The organism is Paenibacillus antarcticus (assembly GCF_001637225.1).
GTDB lineage: Bacteria > Bacillota > Bacilli > Paenibacillales > Paenibacillaceae > Paenibacillus_AQ > Paenibacillus_AQ antarcticus.
The window spans coordinates 116051-136939 of the sequence record NZ_LVJI01000024.1 but is presented as its reverse complement, the minus strand read 5'-3'; the positions used below and the strand labels follow the sequence as shown (position 1 = coordinate 136939).

At 40.4% G+C, this 20889-nt stretch carries 14 protein-coding genes and 1 pseudogene; 2 read left to right on the top strand and 13 right to left on the bottom strand.

Annotated elements, in window-relative coordinates; translation table 11 throughout:
• Positions 1 to 152: 152 nt before the first annotated feature.
• From PBAT_RS16895 to PBAT_RS16845, 11 genes are all read right to left on the bottom strand, one after another.
• A complete protein-coding gene (locus PBAT_RS16895) occupies positions 153 to 2561 on the bottom strand; it encodes a penicillin acylase family protein (RefSeq protein ID WP_068651073.1) in 2409 nt (802 codons plus the stop codon).
• 164 nt (positions 2562 to 2725) lie between these two features.
• On the bottom strand, positions 2726 to 4021 hold the full coding sequence (locus tag PBAT_RS16890) for a DUF1963 domain-containing protein (protein WP_068651069.1): 1296 nt from the start codon (positions 4019 to 4021) through the stop codon (positions 2726 to 2728).
• 61 nt (positions 4022 to 4082) lie between these two features.
• A complete protein-coding gene (locus tag PBAT_RS16885; RefSeq protein ID WP_068651068.1) occupies positions 4083 to 4997 on the bottom strand; it encodes a hypothetical protein in 915 nt (304 codons plus the stop codon).
• 263 nt (positions 4998 to 5260) lie between these two features.
• Entirely contained in the window at positions 5261 to 5737 is a 477-nt protein-coding gene (locus PBAT_RS16880; RefSeq protein WP_068651067.1) for a DinB family protein, read from the bottom strand.
• Positions 5738 to 5756: 19 nt separating this feature from the next.
• Positions 5757 to 6260 carry a HugZ family pyridoxamine 5'-phosphate oxidase gene (locus PBAT_RS16875; RefSeq protein WP_068651066.1) on the bottom strand — a complete coding sequence of 168 codons (504 nt, stop codon included), beginning with the start codon at positions 6258 to 6260 and terminating at the stop codon, positions 5757 to 5759.
• 42 nt (positions 6261 to 6302) lie between these two features.
• Positions 6303 to 7082: an ABC transporter ATP-binding protein gene (locus tag PBAT_RS16870; RefSeq protein WP_068651065.1), complete on the bottom strand. Its 780-nt coding sequence runs from the start codon at positions 7080 to 7082 to the stop codon at positions 6303 to 6305.
• A gap of 1 nt (position 7083) precedes the next feature.
• On the bottom strand, positions 7084 to 8073 hold the full coding sequence (locus PBAT_RS16865) for a FecCD family ABC transporter permease (RefSeq protein ID WP_068651064.1): 990 nt from the start codon (positions 8071 to 8073) through the stop codon (positions 7084 to 7086).
• 16 nt (positions 8074 to 8089) lie between these two features.
• Positions 8090 to 9088 (bottom strand): ABC transporter substrate-binding protein, encoded by a 999-nt coding sequence (locus PBAT_RS16860; RefSeq protein WP_084403156.1) that lies wholly within the window; start codon positions 9086 to 9088, stop codon positions 8090 to 8092.
• Between the two features lie 316 nt (positions 9089 to 9404).
• On the bottom strand, positions 9405 to 9770 hold the full coding sequence (locus PBAT_RS16855) for a response regulator (RefSeq protein ID WP_068651063.1): 366 nt from the start codon (positions 9768 to 9770) through the stop codon (positions 9405 to 9407).
• A 301-nt stretch (positions 9771 to 10071) separates the two neighbouring features.
• Positions 10072 to 13029 carry a hybrid sensor histidine kinase/response regulator gene (locus PBAT_RS16850; RefSeq protein ID WP_246168838.1) on the bottom strand — a complete coding sequence of 986 codons (2958 nt, stop codon included), beginning with the start codon at positions 13027 to 13029 and terminating at the stop codon, positions 10072 to 10074.
• Between the two features lie 367 nt (positions 13030 to 13396).
• Positions 13397 to 16072: a winged helix-turn-helix domain-containing protein gene (locus PBAT_RS16845; protein ID WP_068651061.1), complete on the bottom strand. Its 2676-nt coding sequence runs from the start codon at positions 16070 to 16072 to the stop codon at positions 13397 to 13399.
• A 393-nt stretch (positions 16073 to 16465) separates the two neighbouring features.
• Between PBAT_RS16845 and PBAT_RS25985 the strand changes: the two are divergent.
• Positions 16466 to 17707 (top strand): annotated as a pseudogene (locus PBAT_RS25985) (family 8 glycosyl hydrolase); the annotation flags it as partial.
• On the top strand, positions 17684 to 18418 hold the full coding sequence (locus PBAT_RS25980; protein WP_420848793.1) for a discoidin domain-containing protein: 735 nt from the start codon (positions 17684 to 17686) through the stop codon (positions 18416 to 18418). The pseudogene PBAT_RS25985 and the gene PBAT_RS25980, both read left to right, overlap by 24 nt.
• 114 nt (positions 18419 to 18532) lie before the next feature.
• On the opposite strand, the gene PBAT_RS16835 is transcribed toward PBAT_RS25980, so the two are convergent.
• Positions 18533 to 20314, bottom strand: a complete 1782-nt coding sequence (locus PBAT_RS16835) for a methyl-accepting chemotaxis protein (protein WP_068651059.1) — start codon at positions 20312 to 20314, stop codon at positions 18533 to 18535.
• Between the two features lie 199 nt (positions 20315 to 20513).
• Entirely contained in the window at positions 20514 to 20801 is a 288-nt protein-coding gene (locus tag PBAT_RS16830; RefSeq protein ID WP_068598975.1) for a hypothetical protein, read from the bottom strand.
• Positions 20802 to 20889 lie beyond the last annotated feature (88 nt).

Genomic DNA, 20889 nt, shown 5'->3' with positions numbered 1-20889 from the left:
CCGATATGAATTAGTATATAAATTAGCACTAAATGGTAGTTATCGTCAAGGAAAAATTATGCAATAAGGTGTTTTCTATTCATCTCTATTCGTAAAAAAAGAAAAACTTTCCATTCCCCTTAAAAAGTGGTTTGGAAAGTTTCTTGTATTCATTATTCCGGAATTAACTGTAACTGATTTCCCTCAGCCTGATAGACGGATGGCACAGTACTGGTCGTATGGTATTGTCCAGTACTCCAATCATCTATCTGGTCTTTATACCAACTGCTCATTAAATTACCAGATTGACCAGGAGCAACTACATTATACGACTTCGATGGATCAGCTAAATCGATCACTGTTCTCCAAGGTGCACCATGATACACTTCGCCGGTATCCTTGTTCCAACCTGCTGCGCCAACCGTTACTTTACTTCCACCCATAGGAACGGGCTTAGGATTGAAGAACAAATTCAATGGCTTAACAGAACCTAAAGGATGGGGGAACTCGACTTGATGGAACTTGCCCCACTGCCATTTAGAAGGTTGTTTTCCTTGTAAAGAAACAGCTTGATCTACTGCAAGCTGAAGCGCCTGCAGTGCTACTTGTTCCAATCCTCCTTTTTCATCAATCCATGGTTCCTTCTCACCTCTAAGCGTCTTACGAATCATCTCATCCTTAGCGGTAGCTTTATTATTAAAGAGCTTCATCATGTCATCAGATATTTCAGGTTTGAACAATACATCATCCAATCGTTGAATCCATAGTTCATAGGCGAGCGGGGCAGCTTGATCCGCATCATTCACCTTATTCCAGTTCTGCAGTAGTTCTAATGTTTCCACATCAATGGACCGAAGGTTTGCGTTCCCCTTGACTTGCTTGATTAATCCATCGAGAAATTCTTCAGCTTGAAGATTGTTACGGTCGAACTGTAATTCTTGCAAATCCTCCGTTGTCAGCACATCTTTATTGTTCAGCACTTGCTGAATTCGTGCTTCACGATAGGGTTGAGACCAGTTATCTGTAATATGGTAGGGATAACTATCATTGATTACTTTATTATTCGCAGTTGCGATATACCCTTCTGGTGGATTCACTGTCGTTGGAAGTTCATCCCAAGGTATAAATCCTGTCCATTCATATTCGTCTGTCCATCCTGGTACGGGAACTGATCCATCACCTTTCTTACGAATTGGAATTAATCCGTTAGCTCGATATGCAATCGTGCCGTCATTGGAAGCAAACACAAAATTTTGTGGGGGAGCATTGAAGAACTCTAAGCTTTTCTTAAATTCATCCCAATTACGCGCTTTCGCAAACATTTGAATTGCTTCGAGCTCGGTCGTCGGATCTAGTGCTGTCCATCTCATGGCAAGCGCTGTGTCCTGCTGTTGATCCTTCGCAAATTCCGATATATTTGGACCATGCCGCGTTACTGCTACTTTATAGGAAAGTGGTAATTCACCCTTAATTTTGATCTCTTCGTTATACACTTTCGCGTCTTCCCACTTACCCATATACTCGAACTGATCAGGATTGTCCGGATTTCTCTTTTCAATGTAAAGATCCTGAACATCAGGATTTAAATTAGTAACACCCCAAGCTATGTGCTCATTGTGCCCCAGTATAATGCCTGGGACGCCTGCAAAAATCACACCGCTAACATTCAAATCAGGCGCAGAGAGATGCGTCTCATACCAAATTGCAGGGGAATCTAATCCTAAATGTGGATCATTCGCCAACATCGGTTTACCCGAAGCTGACTTAGCTCCAGATACAACCCAATTGTTACTGCCATTATACGGATCTGGAGCTATTGCAATAGATGCCAATGCCGATAAGTCAATGGGATTGTCCTTTATTGCTTGAATAATAGTTGCGCCATCCTTCGGATAAGTTGGAAATAATGACTTCGCCTTTTCAGCAGATACTTGCTGAATAAGTTGGTAACGGAACGCTTGCCCTTCCCAGCCATTTGCCATATCATAAGCCATAAACTTACCGATGGTTAACGAATCAATCGGCACCCACTCCGTTGGCTCGTATCCTAGAATTGTAAACTCAATGGGTAGTGATCCTGCTTCTTTTGCCTGACTTATGTAATTATTCACACCTTGTGCATACCATTCAAGCACCTGCTTAGAGGAATCAGAATACGCACTTAATGAAGCTTCAGCTGCCCTACGTAACCCAAATGTTCGAAAGAACTTATCACGATCAATAGCTTTAGCACCCACGACTTCGCTTAATTGACCTGACGCTTGCCTTCTGCTCATATCCATTTGGAACATACGATCTTGTGCAGTCACGTATCCTTGAGCTAAATATAGATCATGTTCGCTTTGTGCTTCTATATGCGGAACCCCAGACTCATCCCTCCATACATTCACAACCTTCTCTAACCCGCTAATCTTTAATTCGCCCTTTATAACAGGCACAGTTTTATTCAGTAACCAATATACATAGCCACCCGCACATGCAATTAAAATAACAATAATAAGCCCTATAATCCCGATGACTCGTGGCCAACGCCTCCTTCGTCGTTTGATCTGCGGAATACTCACTGATGTTGCTAATTTCATGCAGACTCCCCCATCATGTTATTTATTATGTTGAATACCAACCATTAGTATAGTTGGCAAAGCGCTTTCATACAAGATGAAAGGTTGCGGTTGTCGATTTCAAATGAATCACTCTAAATCATAGTCGTGTGTTATTGTGATTTACTTTGAGAAAATGACTCCCTCTATGATTGCTGGAATGATGTAGCTGTAATCCTACAATTCGAACATATAAACGTATAATAAATTCCCTCTCCATACGCCACTAGTTCTCCCCAATCTAACTGACTGATAAAGAACATATGCTTGGAACAACAAGGACATATCGGGTACTCCGCATCCTGTATCCAAGTCGGATGCCCACCAACTTGTGAAATAGTTGACTCTAACGTCCAGTGAGCTGCGTGGTAGCTATTTCGAGGCTGACTAGATAACCTAAATAACTTACTTGCAGATAAATGTTGGTTATCATAATCTTCAATATTAATTACTGGTAAATAATCTGGTTTCTGATTATATGTGCTCCATTTGGACTCACCATTTGAATCAACATCCATAAACATAACGCTATAACAGCTACATATAACACACGTATCTAGCTTAAACCGCTCTCCAGTCATAGACAAAAAGTGAAGCGATGGGTGACACACTTTCAGATCCAACAGTGTAGTCAACTTCCCTCCACACCACAGACAGGTATGCGAGCTAGCAGTCAGTAGGATTACAGGTTCAATTGCTTCATTACTTAAATCACTAGCTTCTATCTTCTCGATGGCATAGTTGTATTCATGAAACAGATTACGACGATTACCAATTGAGGTAAGCTCCCAACCTGCTTCATAAGTATATTGTTCAGGCCGGATGTGGAGCTCCTCCACCCATCGCGGGGGAGATTTCCTCCATTCACAAAACCGCTTTACTACCTGCTCATCTCCAATCCAAGCTAACGAAACTAATAGATGATTGCGACTTTCCTTATCTCGTTCCACTTGATTCAGCAGTTGATCCCGCTCCTCATCTGAGGCTCCCTTAAACAATAACCCCGGATAATATAAGTCATGTGAGATAAGCCCCTGGATTGAGGTAGCTAGCGACTTATTCTTATAACAAAGCAAAGATAACAAAATGTCCTGGCTTGTGTCCTCATCACCAAAATCCAATAGACTCATACCATAAACTAACATTCTGTCTGTGTCTTCCTCAGATAAAGATATGTATAACTGCTCCCTGCTCAGTCCATATGGAATGTATTGAATTAATGGATCGTGTGAGGTAGGGGTGTGCATGATCTTAAGAATTTCAACCGGATCATCAATCCCCTCATACAAATCCACATCTTTTCGATTTTCTTTTATATATCGTTGCCTCTCTTGGTGATTCATCTCCTGCCGACATGGCATGCAATAGCCACCTGTTTTTTCAGCAGTGGTTGGCAAAATAGTTGCTAAACAGTCTTCACTTTTACATGAAATGCGTATCACCCTATCTCCTCCTCGCTCACTCTAATTCATATGTTGCGGTTTATTCTCTTCCAATATGGCTTCACACATTAGAGCTATATTCCAATTGCGCCCGAACATCTTCCAATTGTCTGGTTAGATAAGGAGAAACTTCACCCTTTTTCGATAAGGCTTCTAACAGCGGGAATGTGTGTCCTCCCCATGGGCCTTGTGGATCGAATACTTGCCTGCCAATTTGCAACCCTTCTACTTTACGAAAGCTATTCAGTTGTTGCATTCCTTCATTAAGCAGACCAATCGGCAACGGTTTGTTCCTCCGACGAGACCATTCTACCAAGAAGGACATACCACGTAAGATATCGTATTCAAAAAATCTTGGAAAACAAGGATTCAGCCAATCTTTATCGATGATGTGTCCAGTTTGTTTGGAACAAACAAGACGATGTTCAATTAAATATCGTGCCCCTTCATCCAAGAAAACCTCTTCCTGCATAGTGAAGTCGCGGTTCGTATACCATAGAATTGCCTCAAGTGGAGGAAGTGTTGAAACGATTGAACTCTTATTAGAATGAGTATAAGCTTTAGGTTCGCAGTTCAGTCCACCATCAGATAACTGATGCTTTAAGAACCATTTCCGAATCCAAGGCAGTTCCTTGTCTAAATCACAACCGTAGGCTACCAATATCATATAGTACACGGCGAGCTCGCAATGACAGCAATCCATTTTCATTTTATCCGTTTCACTTATTGGGTGGTCGTTGTCGGATATGACGAAAACAGGCCATGTTTGAGCTTCCAACAAATATTTTGCTCTGGCAATAGCGGACTCCGGAATTTGTTTCACTTCTCCGATTTCATAAAGAGTAGCCATATGCCACCAAGCACCATTCCATTTTCTTCGACTATCTTCACAACACTCCATAGCCATACTTGAATAAGATTCAAGATATCGAACAGATTCACCGATTGCATACCGTATATTTTGATTAGTTGTCATCTCTATATCCCCCTTTATTGGTTACTTCTACAGATATATAGCGGATTGCTTCTTTTCTATCGACTCATAGTACCCAACAGATAAAAAGCTCTTTCTCGTAATCATACTTTACTAATGCCATCTCGTGTAATTGTAATTGTTATTTGTGATCGTTGTTACCCTCAGCACTTATTCTGATTTCGAATCAATGAACGCAAAAAAAAACGGCATTTCTGCCGTTCATATTTAAGCAATATTTAACACGTCATTCATCATTCAAACTACTAGACAGTAGTATTAGTCGCTTCTTCGATTCGAAGAGCGTTCTTCTGAATAAGTGAAATCTGCCCTGAATGAATCCCTGTATGATACATAAGTCTACCTACCGCTTCAAGAGGTGTTGATGGACCCATACGCGATTCAACAATTTGATGCCACGAGTCCTCAGGAAGCTCCCGCATAGCTTCAATAAAATGCGTGTTCGAAGATGCTAGTAGTTCGACCAACTCTTCCACACGATTAACCGACTCGTTATTGCTCAACACATCGTCGTTCTTTGCCTTGTTATGATCCTCTGGTAACTGCTTGCCGAAGAACCAATCCGCGAACATAAATTCCACTTCCGCGTTATGACGAATCAAAGATTCAATCGATGAAGACCCAATCTGTAGGTTCAAATCTTCTTCTGGTAATCCCTTCACTGTCTTGTGAAATCTCGTCTGAATCGCTTGCCAGATCGGTAGTACAGTATTAAAAGTCATTTGTCATAGGCTCCTTTACTTAAGCGTCTTTCTTCTTATCAATGACAACATGACTAAACAGATTCGCATCCACGTCGATATCGAATGCCATACCGAAACCTACGACATAACGTCCTTGTACAGGGGTTAATTCGAATAGTGAGAAATCAAGTCCACGCAACAAATCCATCATTTTCGAACCGTGATCTGCATTGAACAACTCGAAGATATCCTCATGTCCATCATTACCGATATTGCTAGAAGTACAATTCAAACGTGCACGTTCTGTAGCAAATTTATTGTTCGTTGCAGACTCGTCCGCAATAAGAAGCACATCGACAAACTCATTGTTTTCCGTAAGTCTATAGTGATCTGCAATCTTGCTAATATAGATATAAAGCTTACCTTCTTTCTTAACGAAAGGAGCATAACTAATAAATGGCTTACCATCTTCATCTATTAAACTCAATATTAGATTTCTACGATTCGCAATAAACTGTAAATAATTTTCCTTGTTTTTCTCTAAATCTACTGGTTTTTTCATTGTGAATTCCTCCATATATATTGTCTTATATTTTGTTTGCGCCTATTTCACGGTACTTAACAAATGGATACGCGGTTTCTTTTCTGTCGGAATATATTGAATTTCCGAATCCATCCGATAAACCTTCCTAATCATGTCCGTTGTCATCACTTGATTGGGTGTGCCATGCATCGCCTTTTCGCCACCTTGCACGACAACAATACTATCGCTATAACAAGAAGCTTGATTAAGATCATGCAATACCATCACAACAGTCATACCCATATCCTGGTTCAACTCACGTACAAGCTCAAGAACTTCATGTTGATGGGATATATCCAGATAGGTTGTCGGTTCATCAAGCAACAACACTTTAGGACGCTGAGCAAGTGCCATAGCAATCCATGCACGTTGCGATTCACCACCCGACAAAGACACAATCGGTCGATCCTTATAGGTGGTAAGATGTGTCTTCTCAAGTGCCCAATGGACGATTTCCATATCTTCATTGTCCAATCTCTCAAACCACTTCTTATGAGGATATCTTCCATATGAGACTAGATCGATCACAGTCATATCACTCGGGGCTTGGTTCTTCTGACTTAACATGCACATTTTACGTGCAACTTGTTTGGCACTCATGGATTTCAAATCTGTACCTTCAAGTACTACAGAACCTGTATGATAAGGAATAAGCCGCGATAACGCTTTGAGTATCGTCGACTTTCCTGAGCCGTTAGGTCCAATGATGGACACAATTTCACCTTGTTTAGCGGAGAAAGAGAAGTTGTTAATGATGCTCTTCTGCTCATACTTAATCGAAATCGAGTCGACAGTAAACATGTTAGAACGCCTTCTTTCTCATCAGGTATAGGAAATAAGGTGCACCTATGACAGCCATCAGAATTCCCGCAGGTATATCCAATGGCGAGAACAACGTGCGTCCACCTGTATCTGCTATCAGCAGAACAAGCGCTCCTAATGCCATGCTCATTGGCATCATATACTTATAATCTGAGCCAACTAGTAATCTAGCCATATGCGGTACAACAAGACCAACAAACCCGATCATTCCAATGGCAGCTACAGAGATCGCTGCCAAGAATACAGCTAATAAGGACAACAGAATTCGAATTCTGTTAACATTCTCACCAAGATTAGATGCGACTTGATCACCTAGGCGAATAATATTCGCTTTACGTATAGCAAAGAATGATAGTATCCAGCCAACAATTGCATATGGGAGAACCATCATCAAAGCATTATTCCCTTTCGCAGCAAGGCTACCGTTCAGCCATTGAACCGCTGCTGGGAGACGATCACTATACATGATCGTCAATAATCCAATCAATCCGCCACAGAGAGCGTTCACGGCAACACCAGATAAAATGATCGTTACTGGTGAAATCCCGCTTCGTCTCCATGCTAGGGCATACACGATGGATGCAGCAATTAATCCACCACCAAAAGCAGCAATCGGAATAAATTGTGTATATTCTGGTGCAGCAAGCATAATCACAAGAACACAAGCAGCAGCCCCACTTGTCACACCTGTTAATCCAGGATCCGCAAGTGGGTTACCCATTACTGCTTGCAAGAGTGCACCCGAAATAGCAATATTTGCCCCGATGATCATCGCTAGCAATACACGTGGCAATCGAATATCCCATATGATCGTAGTATTCACAGCTTCGGAAGTAGAACTAAATAATGTACTTAATATATCTGGTATCGGTATGTACACGCCACCTACTCCGATTGCGATTATACCAGCAAGAATAGCCAAAATTAACGTGAAAGTAACAATGATCCTGCTTCGAGATGTATTTATCACTTGCTGTCTCCTCTATCTATTCATAGAAATATTTTGAAATTTCAGTCAGGGCGTTCTCAGCGTTAAGAATCGAAGTTACACCAAACACACTGTAATCCAAGATGTGTACTTTATCATTTTTATAAGCAGAGAGCTTAGTCCATGTACTATTCTTCGCTACTTCTTTCTCGAACATGTCTTTGGAAGCACCATGATCGCCTGAGGCTAATACAAGTATAATGTCTGGATCAGCAGCTACAACGTTCTCCATATTGATTGGAGAGTAAGTATCCGTCACTTTCAATACGGAAGTCGCGATATTATCTGCATTCACCTTTTTCACTAGACTACCTAGATAAGATTTCTCACTCATAACCATGAAAGAATCTGAAGTTCCGATAACAAGCATGACACTCGGTGCTTTCTTGCCTTCTGCAAGCTTAGCTAACTCATTTTCCTTTTCCAATATCTTGGTAAGTGTGGCATTCATTTCATCTGTTTTCTTAAAATAAGTACCTAGTACTTTCAAACTAAGCTTCAAATCATCAAATGATTCAGTACTTAGGTAAGCTTTATCTAACTTCATACCTTCCATACTTTTGTCTAAGCTGCTGCGAAGTGACTCCGCACCTAGAAGCAAATCTGGTTTTAGCTTTGTCACAACTTCAAGATCCGGTGCCATCGGTGAACCAATTCGTTCTACTGCATCGAATTCTGCAGGAATCGGATTTTTAGAAGTTGGTACTCCTACAGGTGTAATTCCTAGTATTTGTAGCATTTCTGTTAGTGGCACAGATGTCGTTACAATACGCTCTGGTACTGTCGTAGGAAATTGACTCAATGCCTCTGTGAATAATGCTTGATCAACACCATCGTTCTCCAAACTATATACCTTGCTTGTAGCTTCCGCTGTATTTGCTTCTTTCGTTTCATTGCTTGTTGTATTTGTTTCAGCTGTGTCTGCTTTGTTCGTGGATGAACATGCAGTCATCACGCTTAGAGCCGCAATAAGTAGTAATAATGATAATTTTTTCAAAATCTATCCCTCCGAGTATGTATAATTGTGTTGCTCATACCATAGTTTCAAATAATGGAAATGATAATGATTTTCATTTGCATCTACTAGCAATATGATAATGGTTCTCATTATCATCTGTCAAGACATATATTTGTTACTCCTATGCAAAATATTATACAATTACGAATATTTATACATAATTAAATCTTATCATTTAGAAAGAAAAGTGAAAAAGACCACCCCATTGATGTTAAGTGGTTTCTTCTACTTCATGAAATACCCATCTATTTTAGTTATGTGTTCGGGATCCTGTTAAACCTTGCACAAGGGTGTCTTATCCACTCAAAACATTGTTGATCGTCTCAATCACCCGATCTTTATTGAAGGGCTTTACAATAAAATCTTTCGCTCCCGCCATTATTGCATCGAGAACTAAACTCTTCTGTGCCATGGCAGAACACATGATTACAATAGCGTCGGGATCAATTTTCATTATTTCGATGAGCGCAGATATCCCATTCATCTTAGGCATGGTTATGTCCATCGTTATTAAATTAGGTTTATGTAGCTTAAATAGGCGTACTGCCTCTTCACCGTCTCCCGCTTCGGCAACTACCTCATAACCATTGGATACAAATATATCTCTGAGTAGTTTTCTCAAAAACTTGGTATCATCTACGATCATGATTTTGGCCTTCATTATTGTGGTTCTCCTCTCTATGTCTCTATGTACTTTGTTTAGTATAGGTTCATTGGAATTCTACCAAATCGTTCTCACAAATAACTCACAAGATCGAATGATTTGAGGAGTATTGAGGCTAATATCGAAATAAGCGAAAAAAAAGAGAGATTATGATCTTCTCTCTGTCATCTTCAATATCATAAATTTATGTATCTAAGTAGATTGATGCACATGTCCAGACGATCAATTAACCACTCCTATAAAGTTTGCATAGGTATTAGCTACCTATTTTCCGAGCTTCTACTCTCCTCATAAGCACCTATTTCCCATCATGATGTACAGGCAAATAGATCGTCACCTTGGTTCCTACTCCTAAATCGGAGCTTATCGTAAATGTTGCCCCTGTAATGACATCCATTCGCTTGCGTATGTTCTGAATACCGATTCCTCCCACTTTACCATCACCTTTGATCATTTGATAAAGTAGATCGTCTGGAATACCCACGCCATCATCCTCAATGATTATTTTTATATATTCGTCTCCCTCATCTATCATAAGCGAAACCTTACCATATCCTTCTTTTTCAAATAATCCATGACGAATCGCATTCTCCACAAACGGTTGGATGCACAATGAAGGAATCTCCCTAGCACGAACACTGTCCTCTATATGAGCAACAAATTCGAATCTATCTCCAAACCGAGCTTTTTCGATTTCAACATATGCATGAATGAGTTCCAACTCTTGATGGAGGGGAACGAACTGAGTCGTACGATCCATATCCAGAATAAAACGTAAATATTGACTCAGCATCGATAATAAATAGGCCGCTTTTTCTCCATCTGTATAACAAAAGGAGATCACACTACTTAGTGCGTTATATAAGAAATGTGGTTTGATCTGAGCATGATGGAACGCAAGTTCATTGAGAATAGCCTCTTCAATCGCAGTCTTCATAGCGATCAAGGTCTGAACTCTTGCAATCAATGTATCTGCATCAAATGGCTTTGTTACATAATCGTTAGCTCCCGCCCTAAATCCAAGAGCAATATCCTGTGAGCTGTCCTTACTCGTTGCAAATAAAATCGGTAGATCAAGAATGGAATACTGACTACGCAACATCTGACACAGTTCAATTCCTGAAATTCTCGGCATCATAACATCCAGAATAACCAGATCTACTTGAGGATACTCTTTCAATTTTGCTAATGCTTCATCGGCAGAGAAAGCTGTAATAACATTATAGTGATGTCTTTTTAAAATATTTAGTAGAATACGGATGTTAGAAGCTTCATCATCCACAATCAGCACCGTGTACTCATAGTGATTGATGAAATCTAGTGGATCATTGCACTCCATCAGAGATTGACTTATAAATGTACTAGCTGCTTCTCGATAGACATGCATATGTACCGCACTAGGTAGCATAAATGTCATACGTGTACCTATTCCAACCTCTGACCACTCTACACGGATATACCCGTTCATCTGTTCTACTAACTTACGACTAATGTACAATCCAACCCCCATACTTGTATATCCATCCTGCGGTAGCGGTTCATTCACTTGCACGAAATACTCGAATATTTCCTCATATCTATCTTCAGCAATTCCTAAACCGGTATCTTCCACTGTAATTTCCACTTTATCGTCAACTACATGTGAACTCACCTTGATCGACCCTTTTTCCGTATGCTTGATGGCATTCTGTATCAGATTATAAAGAATCTGACGTAGCCGATTCTCGTCTGCCACAATCCAGATATCCGAGTCGACAAGATTCACCAACTTCACATCTTTACCCAAAAGCTCAAATTCTAGTACGTCGAATACGAATTGAGTTACCACCTTAAGATCTAAAACAGTAGGATACAAACGTAATTCTCCATGTTTCAATCGTGTAAGATCCATGATATCGTTAATCAACATAGACAACTTTATCGAGGTATCTTTGATCAATCTAAGATTCTGTTTCTGCTTTACCGATAAAATATGTTCCTCATCATCAAGTAAATAGGAAGTAATATTCATAATACCGTGCAACGGAGTCTTAAGTTCATGAGAAGTATTAGTCAGAAATTCATCCTTAAGCTGATTCGAAATCATGAGTTGATGCGTGAGAATTTCCGTCTTCTCATAAGCATTCGTGAAACGTAAAGCCAACAAAATATTCATACATGTTATGAATCCAACTACCCCCATCGTCCCCACAAGAGCGGTATCAACGGCATTCTCAGTATATAGAATCCCAAATGTCATATAGATACCTAACGAAATAATAGCTCCGATGAACAGTATCATTTCTTTACGATTAGTTGAATCCGGATCCTTATTATTGTATAAATACAACATCTTGCCAAGTAGATACAAGACAACGATTCCTAAGTATAGGAAGAACAATGGTTTAATTTCACTAACCGTCGGATACGGTATTACTATTATAGTCACTAGGTACACCATAATCGGTGCGAGCATCTGAAGTATCTTTTGCTTCGACAGTAGACGCTTATCAATCGAATGGAAAAATAAAATGATGATAACTGCACTGAGAAATGTACTGAAATCAAGCAACTTGTAGGTGAATTCGAAAGGAAGGTTAGGAAATAATTTCAGACCAATCTTCTCACCAGAGAATAGTTGAATAGTTAAGAGCGCTAATAAATAGAGACCACTATACAGATAGGGTTTCTCTCGCCTACGCAAGAGATAGAAATTCAGATGATAGGCACCAAACATTCCAAAAATCATAACCGCTGAAACATTGATACCAAATTGGATCCCCGTTAATGTGTTGATATCATGGTCCATTCCGAACTGAATTGAATTGACAATGCCTCCCGTCATAAACATATAATTTGCAACTTGAATTATAATTTCGATCTCACGTTCATCCGTTTGAAAAAAGGTACTGTACGGGGTATTTCCAGGTGTATGTGTCTCTTTCTCCGTTGCAGGTTGTCCTATTCCACCCTCTAACTTACCATTGATAAATAATTGATGGGACATTCGAACACTATTTAATTTCACCCCATAGATTTCTTCTTCATTCGAGATAATCACTTTTAAACGGTACGTTCCGTAGCCTTTTCTATTCATACCTTCTTTACTATTCTCTTCTCCCCTCCAAATACTTGGAACTTTCAAGTAGGATACTTTGTGCGGTGTTTCTTGAATGAAGTCGGACGGATCCAGTAACTGATCTTCGTAGAACTCCCACTCCCCATTCAGATTAACCAACCCTCGACTAGCAAAGTCCCAGTGGGTCAAATCCAACATACCATTCTTAGCAAGAATGACGTTGGAATTGGGTTTTATAAGAGAATAAATTCCTATAAAGAGCCCAAAAGATATCGTAAAAATCAAAAGGATTCCTAGCCACTTGCTATAATTTAGTATTTTCAAATATATCGCCCTTTTATAGTGAAATTAGATTCTATCAAATCGTATCATTTCACACTCACAAATAACTCACAAATAATACATCAACCACACTCACAAGATCTTAGTTGATGTATCCGTTCAAAATGATATCATAACGCTAGCTTTTCATTGTGAAATCCTCAGTCGTGTAATTAATAGCCTGATCAGCAGTCTTCCAAAGATTTCACCAATTCAACTTTTGAGAGCTACTTACTTAGGAGGCTTACAACAGACCCCACTTGCGAGCACACGCTACAGCTTCAGTACGTCTTGTTACCTGTAGTTTTTCAAAAATAATCTGATTATGCCCTTTAACCGTACTTAGAGCAAGAAATAATTTCTCACTAATCTCACGATTCGATAATCCCTGGGCAATGAGATGTAGTACTTCTAACTCTCGCCCGGTTAATGGCTCAATATGAGACTTTGTAGCTTGGATAAATGGATAACCGGCTTTGACTTCACTTTTTATTTTCTCTGCTTGAAATTCAGGTAATATCTTACCTACATAGTCCGGCATAACTCCGAGTGTAGCCACTTCACGCAACAATCTATCCATCAGAATACCTTCGTTGATAAATATCCGAATGAACCCACCGGGTTGTGATATCATCAGAGTATTTTTCAATATCTGTATAGATTTCACCTTTGCCCCAATTGCGTGTAAAGTAACTGCCATTAGAACTAATATTTTCAGTTGTTCATCCTTCAGATCCTTTTCTTCCACCTGCATTCGTAATGTTTCAAGTATAGACAATGCCGTTTGCATGTTTCCTTGTGCAAGATGTACCTTGGCTTGGCTGAAGGAACGTTTATGCTTCTCTGCCACATCAGCCGCTTCCGCAAGATTTCCCTTGTACAGCAATGCAAGTACCTGCGCATCTGCAATATAGGGTATCTGATTCACGAAATTATTCTGGCGCGCGAAATGGTCAGCCTTAACTAATATAGAGGTCGCTTCTCTTTCCTCCCCCTGGGCAAGCTTTATCCTTGCGATAACTACCTCACCTGCAACAACTCTATCCGTTTGTTCTAAAAGCTGTGCCAGGTTGACGCTCTGTAATCCTTGTTGCAAAGCGTCATCTAGGTCGTTCCATTCATACATTATACGAGCTAAGCCTAAGTGCGCTTCGCAAGCAACTGGCATCGGTGGATCACCTGCTAATTTGAGAACAACCCGATAAGTCTCAGCCGCAACATAAAGCTGGTTTTCAGCTTCCTGTATTTTCCCTAGTCCGAGTGTAGCCATAATGGTGATCATGACATGCCCAATCAATTGACTGATCGATAATGCTTCGGTATAAGCCTTCCACGCTGCAGTGCGATCCCCCTGAAGCTCATAAGCATACCCTAGCGCCCAGATAGTGGCTGTACGAACAGGCAAGTTGTCTGGGTGTAAGTTTGCCAGAGCAAGGCGCGACTCTGCAATGATCGTTTCTGCCTGATGTTTACTGACAGCAAGCGTTGCACGTATGGAGGCAATATGTCCAATAAGATCGCTCGTCTTCTCGTCACGTTCGGCACTGTGCAGGGCCTTTTCAGCAGCTTGCAGTTTCATTTCAACACCAGTTAATTGGCCTACCAACAGCAATGAAGATGCGAACATTACCCACAACGAAGGACTTGCATCCATTTCCTCTTGTGACATTGAAGTCAGCCAATTCATTACAGGGATCACCGCACCACGAAAGAACAAGGGCATTCCCTCACCCTCTATCAAACGAACCCCTCGATGAATATCATTGGCAATAACAGCATGATTAAAAGCTTCAATATCCAGTCCATTGTCTTCATACCATGTACTTGCACGTATATTTAATTCGGCTACAACACGACCTTCATCCCCTAAAGAAGAGTTGATACTCTGACGTAATCGTTGCCGCAATAAATCAGCAAAGAGATGGTGATAGCGATACCAGCGTCTCTCATTGTCCAATGGGACGATGAACAAGTTATTGCGTTCGAGATATTCTAAGATTTCTTGCCCTGAAGATGAGGGAGCGAAGTTCCCTCCTACGCCAGTAAGAAGAACCATATCACAAAGAGGACCGCACAATCGGTCAAGAACAGATGTATACAACAAAAAAGTCTGGATATTCGTGGACTGCTGTTGCAATACTTCTTCAACCAGATAGTCTGCCACGAAATGATGGCTGCCCGTGAATGATTTGATAAACGTGGAAGCATCTTTATGTCCCCTCAGCGAAAGAGCAGCTAATTGGAGGCCAGCAATCCAACCTTCTGTTCGGGATTCAAGCATGTCGATGTCTTCCGATGAAAGGGTTAATCCCATTATTGGACCCAGAAATTCAGTTGCTTCAAAGGAATCAAACCGCAAGTCTGTGGCTCGCACTTCAGTCAATTGGTTTCGGGAGCGTAACTTGGCCATAGGTAACCGTGGATCTTCACGGGTAGCGATGACCAAATGCATCTGTGGCGGCATTCGCTCGAGTATTAAGGCGATAGCATTATCTATCGATTCGGCATTAATAACATGGTAATCATCAAGGATAAGAATAAAAGGATCCGGCATAGTGGTGATTTCATTGAGCAGGACTGTTAGAATCGATTCGATTGGTAGCGGTTGAGGGGACTGTAGCAAACCCAACACACCATTTCCAATATTCGTTACAATCGTCTGCAGAGATGCGACTAAGTATGTTAGCAAACATGCCGGATCATTATCGCCTTCGTCCATCGATAGCCAAGCGACGGGTCGATCACAACCCGCAGCCCATTCACTGATTAACGTCGTTTTACCAAAGCCCGCAGGAGCAGAGATAAGGGTTAGTCTACCGTGTAGCCCTTCGTTTAGTTGCTCGATCAGGTGGGAGCGGATCACAAGGTTTGGCCGAGGTGGGGGGATATATAATTTAGTAGAAATAATTGGAATAGTCATAGAAGAATTATAATGATCGCTGGACTTAACCGTCAACAAAGAGTCGAGATAATTTATTCAATTAAAAAAGAAATAACTGTAGACACATACAAAATTTGTATGTTAAATTCATTATGAAGAAAGTAGCAACATTTACGTCTAGAATTAAGGGCTAAAAGTAACCTAGTTGATCTAGCGGTGGCACGTCATGCACCTTTAGTTTCTTCTAAATTACTTTTTATATAACCCCAAAGTTAAAGCGCTTATATTATATTGGTTTCTGTCCAAAAGTTAAAGCGCTTTAATTTATTGTATGTCTATTATATGGAAAGGAGGCCGTGATAGCGTCGAGGTTTGTTAGATTATAATTTAAAGGAGGAATTTTAATTGTACACTTTAAAATCGAACAAAAAGATGATGAAATTAACGGGTCTGGTTCTTCTCTGTCTAACAATGCTTATGACACTACTGGGTGCGCCTGCTCCATTTCAATCGAAAGCTCACGCTGCAGGAGAACTAAAACCGTTTCCTCAGCAAGTCAGTTATCCCGGCATAATTAAGCCTAACCATGTAACCCAGACAGCTTTGAACAGCGCAGTCTCAAGTTATTATGACTATTGGAAAGGAAAATACTTAAAAAATAACTTATCCTCGCTACCTGGTGGTTATTATGTGAAGGGCGATAGCACTGGTGATACTGAAGGCTATACTGGGCTTGGAACTTCAGAAGGTCAAGGATATGGAATGGTCATCACCGCTCTGATGGCTGGATACGATTCTAATGCCAAAACAATTTATGACGGCTTATTCAAAACAGCAAGAGCTTTCAAAAGTAGTGTGAATCCTAATCTAATGGGTTGGATTGTTGCGGATAGCAGTAGTGCCCAAGGTCATTTCGACTCAGCTACCGACGGTGATTTAGATATCGCTTATTCCTTGATTCTTGCAGATCGTCAATGGGGATCGGCTGGTACGATTAACTATTTGGCAGAAGCCAAAAAAATGATTACCAATGGAATTAAAGTAAGCAATGTGACAACAAATAATAGGCTTAATCTTGGAGATTGGGATGAGAAAAACACATTAAACACGCGTCCATCCGATTGGATGCTCTCCCACTTAAGAGCTTTCAATGAAGTTACAGGAGATCAAGTATGGTTAGATGTCATCAATAACTTGTATAACGTTTACGGTCAATTCTCAACAACTTACTCATCTACTACAGGTCTAATCTCTGACTTTGTTATTAACAATCCTCCTAAACCAGCTCCATCCAATTTCTTGGAGGATACGTATGATAACGAATATAACTACAATGCAAGCCGGGTTCCATTAAGAATTGTAATGGACTATGCTTTTTACGGAGACACTAGAGGCCGGGATATTGCTAACAAAATGGCGGTATGGATTAAAGGTAAGACAACTGGAACGCCAGGTAACATTAAAGACGGATATCAATTGAATGGTACGGCAAGAGGATCATATGCCACTGCCGTGTTCGTATCACCATTTATATCAGCAGCAACAACAAACAGCGCTCATCAAGCATGGGTGAATTCGGGTTGGGACTGGATGAAGAACAAGAAAGAGGGATATTTCAGCGATTCCTTCAACTTGCTTAATATGCTCTTCATTTCAGGGAATTGGTGGATACCAACGGCTGGAAGCGTAACACCAACACCGGATACACAAGCACCTACAACTCCTTCTAACCTGACTACAACAGTTGTATCAAGCAATCAAATCAATTTAAGCTGGACAGCTTCGACGGATAATGTCGGTGTTGTCGGATATCAAGTATTCCGCGGTAGCACTCAAGTTGGCACTCCAACAGGTACCACCTTCAATGATACAGGCTTAACTGCATCCACAGCATATAGTTATAAAGTGAAAGCAGTTGATGCCGCTGGGAATCTTTCAGCTAATAGTAGTATTGTAACTGCTACAACAAGTTCAACGCCAACAACAGGCACGAACCTCGCACTTGGCAAAACAGCTGTAGCTAGTTCAGTAGAAGAAGCAGGACTCGAAGCTTCCAAAGCCACTGACGGCAACTCATCAACAAGATGGGCAAGTATTGAAGGAAATAATAACGAGTGGATCTATGTAGATCTTACCGTGACCCAAAGCGTGTACCGGGTAAAATTAAACTGGGAAGATGCTTATGCTAAAGGTTACAAAATCCAGGTTTCCAACGACACAACCACTTGGACAGATGCTTATACGACAACAACCGGTAATGGCGCAATTGATGATATTACGTTCACAACTCCAAAGACCGGAAGATATGTAAGAGTACTTGGCGTAACCAGAGGCACAGCATACGGATATTCACTTTTTGATTTTGAAGTGTATGGTGGTTCTTAATCGTTAACAAGTGAACAAAGCCTGACGAGCATTCGCCGTCAGGCTTTGTTATTGTTTAATACAAAAGATATTCGTTTTTCCTAATAATCAAAATAATTTCAGAAGAGTAGCATTCTATCCCATCTTAAACCGATTTACTACTGTACGCATCTCATCAGACATATCTCGTAACTTGGCAGCAGAAGATGCAATTTCCTCCATAGATGCAAGCTGTTCCTCAACGCTTGCAGAAACGCTCTGTGCAGCAGCTGCAGAGTGAAGTGAAACTTGCTCGACCTCAATAACTGAAGCAGATATTTGTTCAGAGCTTGCGGACATCTGATGTGCGGCCGACGTTGAATCTTTCACTTGATCTACGATTGTCCGGGTAGCTTCCACTATACGCTCAAATGCCTTCCCTGTCTCATCAATAGATCGAACACCTGCCGCAACCTCGTTTTGGCCTTTACTCATAGATAGATGGGCTTTGCCAATACTCTGTCTGATCTCTTCAATCATCGCAGAAACCTGCTCTGCCGCTTCACTAGTTTGTCCAGCTAACTTACGAACTTCACTAGCAACTACTCCAAAACCCTTGCCATGCTCCCCTGATCGGGCTGCTTCAAATGCCGCATTAAGAGCTAATAAATTTGTTTGTTCAGATATTCCTTTGATCGTACTAACGATTGTTTCTATTTGTTCGGATTGATCATTTAGTTCTGTAACAGCAATACTTAAGTTATCTATAGAATCACTTACTGCTTTCATTTGCAGAGAAGTATTAATAAGAAGGCCATTGCCAGTATCAGCTTCTTTGAGCGTTAAGACAGATAATTGATATGCATGTGAGGAAGCTTCAGCTACTCGTTGGATTCCTTCTACCATCTCTTCTATCGACCGGGAAGTCTCTTGCGCAGAAATAGCCTGTATCTCATTATTGTTAGCCACATCCGCAATTGACGTTGAAGTCTGATAGATTGCCCCTGTTGTTTCACCTAATGTGGATGACAACTGTTTAGATGAGGAAGCCAAACTATTCGAGCTTAAACTTAAATTCTCTACTAATTTCCTAATATTTCTGGATAATTGATTAAAGGAACTGCCCAGTTGTCCGATCTCATCCCGATTGTGTACAATGATCTCATCACCACTTAGGTCACCTTGTGCTATTCGTTCAGCTTCTCTTGCTATACGTATAATTGGCTTTGAGATATGTTGGGAAAATAAGAGTATTACTGCTACTCCGATAACAACGCATATGATCAATGTTGTTATGATACTCTGAAGAATGTTCTGTTGACCGGTGTTATAATCTTTCATGTAGGAGCCCGACGCAACGACCCATCCCCAGGTGGGGGAAAGTTTGGCGTACGATATTTTCAGCGCTTCGCCTTCCTGATTGTTAGATTTATTGTCCGATATTGGTAATGGCCATTTGTAGTAAGTAGCCCCACCACCGTCTAATGCTGCTTTAATCAAATCCTGTATGTAATACGTGCCGTTGGATGTTTGTTTATCCCAGATATTTTCTCCCTCAAGTTTAGGATGAGCGAGTAGTTTTCCTTTATCATCTAATATAAAGAAGTATCCATTTGTACCCAAATCGATAGATTTATTAATTGGACGAGTACCGTCCTCATCTCTAGCTCCAAGAAGCAAGGTGCGTACCTGTTCTTGTGCTTCTACTTCTGTCAACAACCCCGATTTAACTGATTTTTCTAAATTCTCAATCAATGCTAATGCTAGGTTTACGCTTGAACTCAATTTACTCTCAATTAGAGCATTTGTTTCTTTGACTGAAATCTGATAAGCAACAGCCCCTAATACCAATACAGGAAGAATCAGTAATGTTAATGACATCATGAGCAGTTTCTTCCGAATGGTTAATCGTAAAGCTGTACGTGTAACTTTCCCCATATTTTCCGCTCCACATCCAAGTAATGTATATAACAATGTAATACTATAGTACTGGGTTTGGAAAAATAAATCAAAAAAGATATTATTAGTCATACGAATTACCTATATTGTACTAAAAAAAATACTGCCATTTTTTAGCTATAGCTAAAAAATTGACAGTATTTCATATCCTTGTTATCATATCCAGTCTGGTTACACATTACTTACTTTTGTATTCCAAATTCGCCGTTTCCAACATTGATTTCCAATCAGCAAATTTAGTCTCCCTAACAACATGACGATCAAAAAGTTCATCCGGTATGTTGTTGACATCTTCTTCTGTCCTTACTTGAAAGTTCCCTTTGATCAAGAAATCTTCAAAACTCTTGTGACTGGAATGTTTACTCATGAACGCGTCATTAAACAAATTCTCTAATGAAATGTGATTTGGATCTTCTTGAAACGTTTTCTGACCTTGTAAATCGCTCATTAACTCTTCTAGTGTCATTGGTTTTTGTCTTCTCAAATTACCACTCCTAATTTTATAATGTTATTTCAATTTAAACTCGTGGAACCTAACAATCATTTGGATGTAT

Excerpts from the sequence above, each read along its gene's own strand:
- PBAT_RS16895 (WP_068651073.1), bottom strand. The coding sequence starts at position 2,561 with ATGAAATTAGCAACATCAGTGAGTATTCCGCAGATCAAACGACGAAGG.
- PBAT_RS16885 (WP_068651068.1), bottom strand. The coding sequence starts at position 4,997 with ATGACAACTAATCAAAATATACGGTATGCAATCGGTGAATCTGTTCGA.
- PBAT_RS16880 (WP_068651067.1), bottom strand. The coding sequence starts at position 5,737 with ATGACTTTTAATACTGTACTACCGATCTGGCAAGCGATTCAGACGAGA.
- PBAT_RS16875 (WP_068651066.1), bottom strand. The coding sequence starts at position 6,260 with ATGAAAAAACCAGTAGATTTAGAGAAAAACAAGGAAAATTATTTACAG.
- PBAT_RS16870 (WP_068651065.1), bottom strand. The coding sequence starts at position 7,082 with ATGTTTACTGTCGACTCGATTTCGATTAAGTATGAGCAGAAGAGCATC.
- PBAT_RS16855 (WP_068651063.1), bottom strand. The coding sequence starts at position 9,770 with ATGAAGGCCAAAATCATGATCGTAGATGATACCAAGTTTTTGAGAAAA.
- PBAT_RS16850 (WP_246168838.1), bottom strand. The coding sequence starts at position 13,029 with ATGTTGGATTTGACCCACTGGGACTTTGCTAGTCGAGGGTTGGTTAAT.
- PBAT_RS16845 (WP_068651061.1), bottom strand. The coding sequence starts at position 16,072 with ATGACTATTCCAATTATTTCTACTAAATTATATATCCCCCCACCTCGG.
- PBAT_RS16835 (WP_068651059.1), bottom strand. The coding sequence starts at position 20,314 with ATGGGGAAAGTTACACGTACAGCTTTACGATTAACCATTCGGAAGAAA.
- PBAT_RS16830 (WP_068598975.1), bottom strand. The coding sequence starts at position 20,801 with ATGACACTAGAAGAGTTAATGAGCGATTTACAAGGTCAGAAAACGTTT.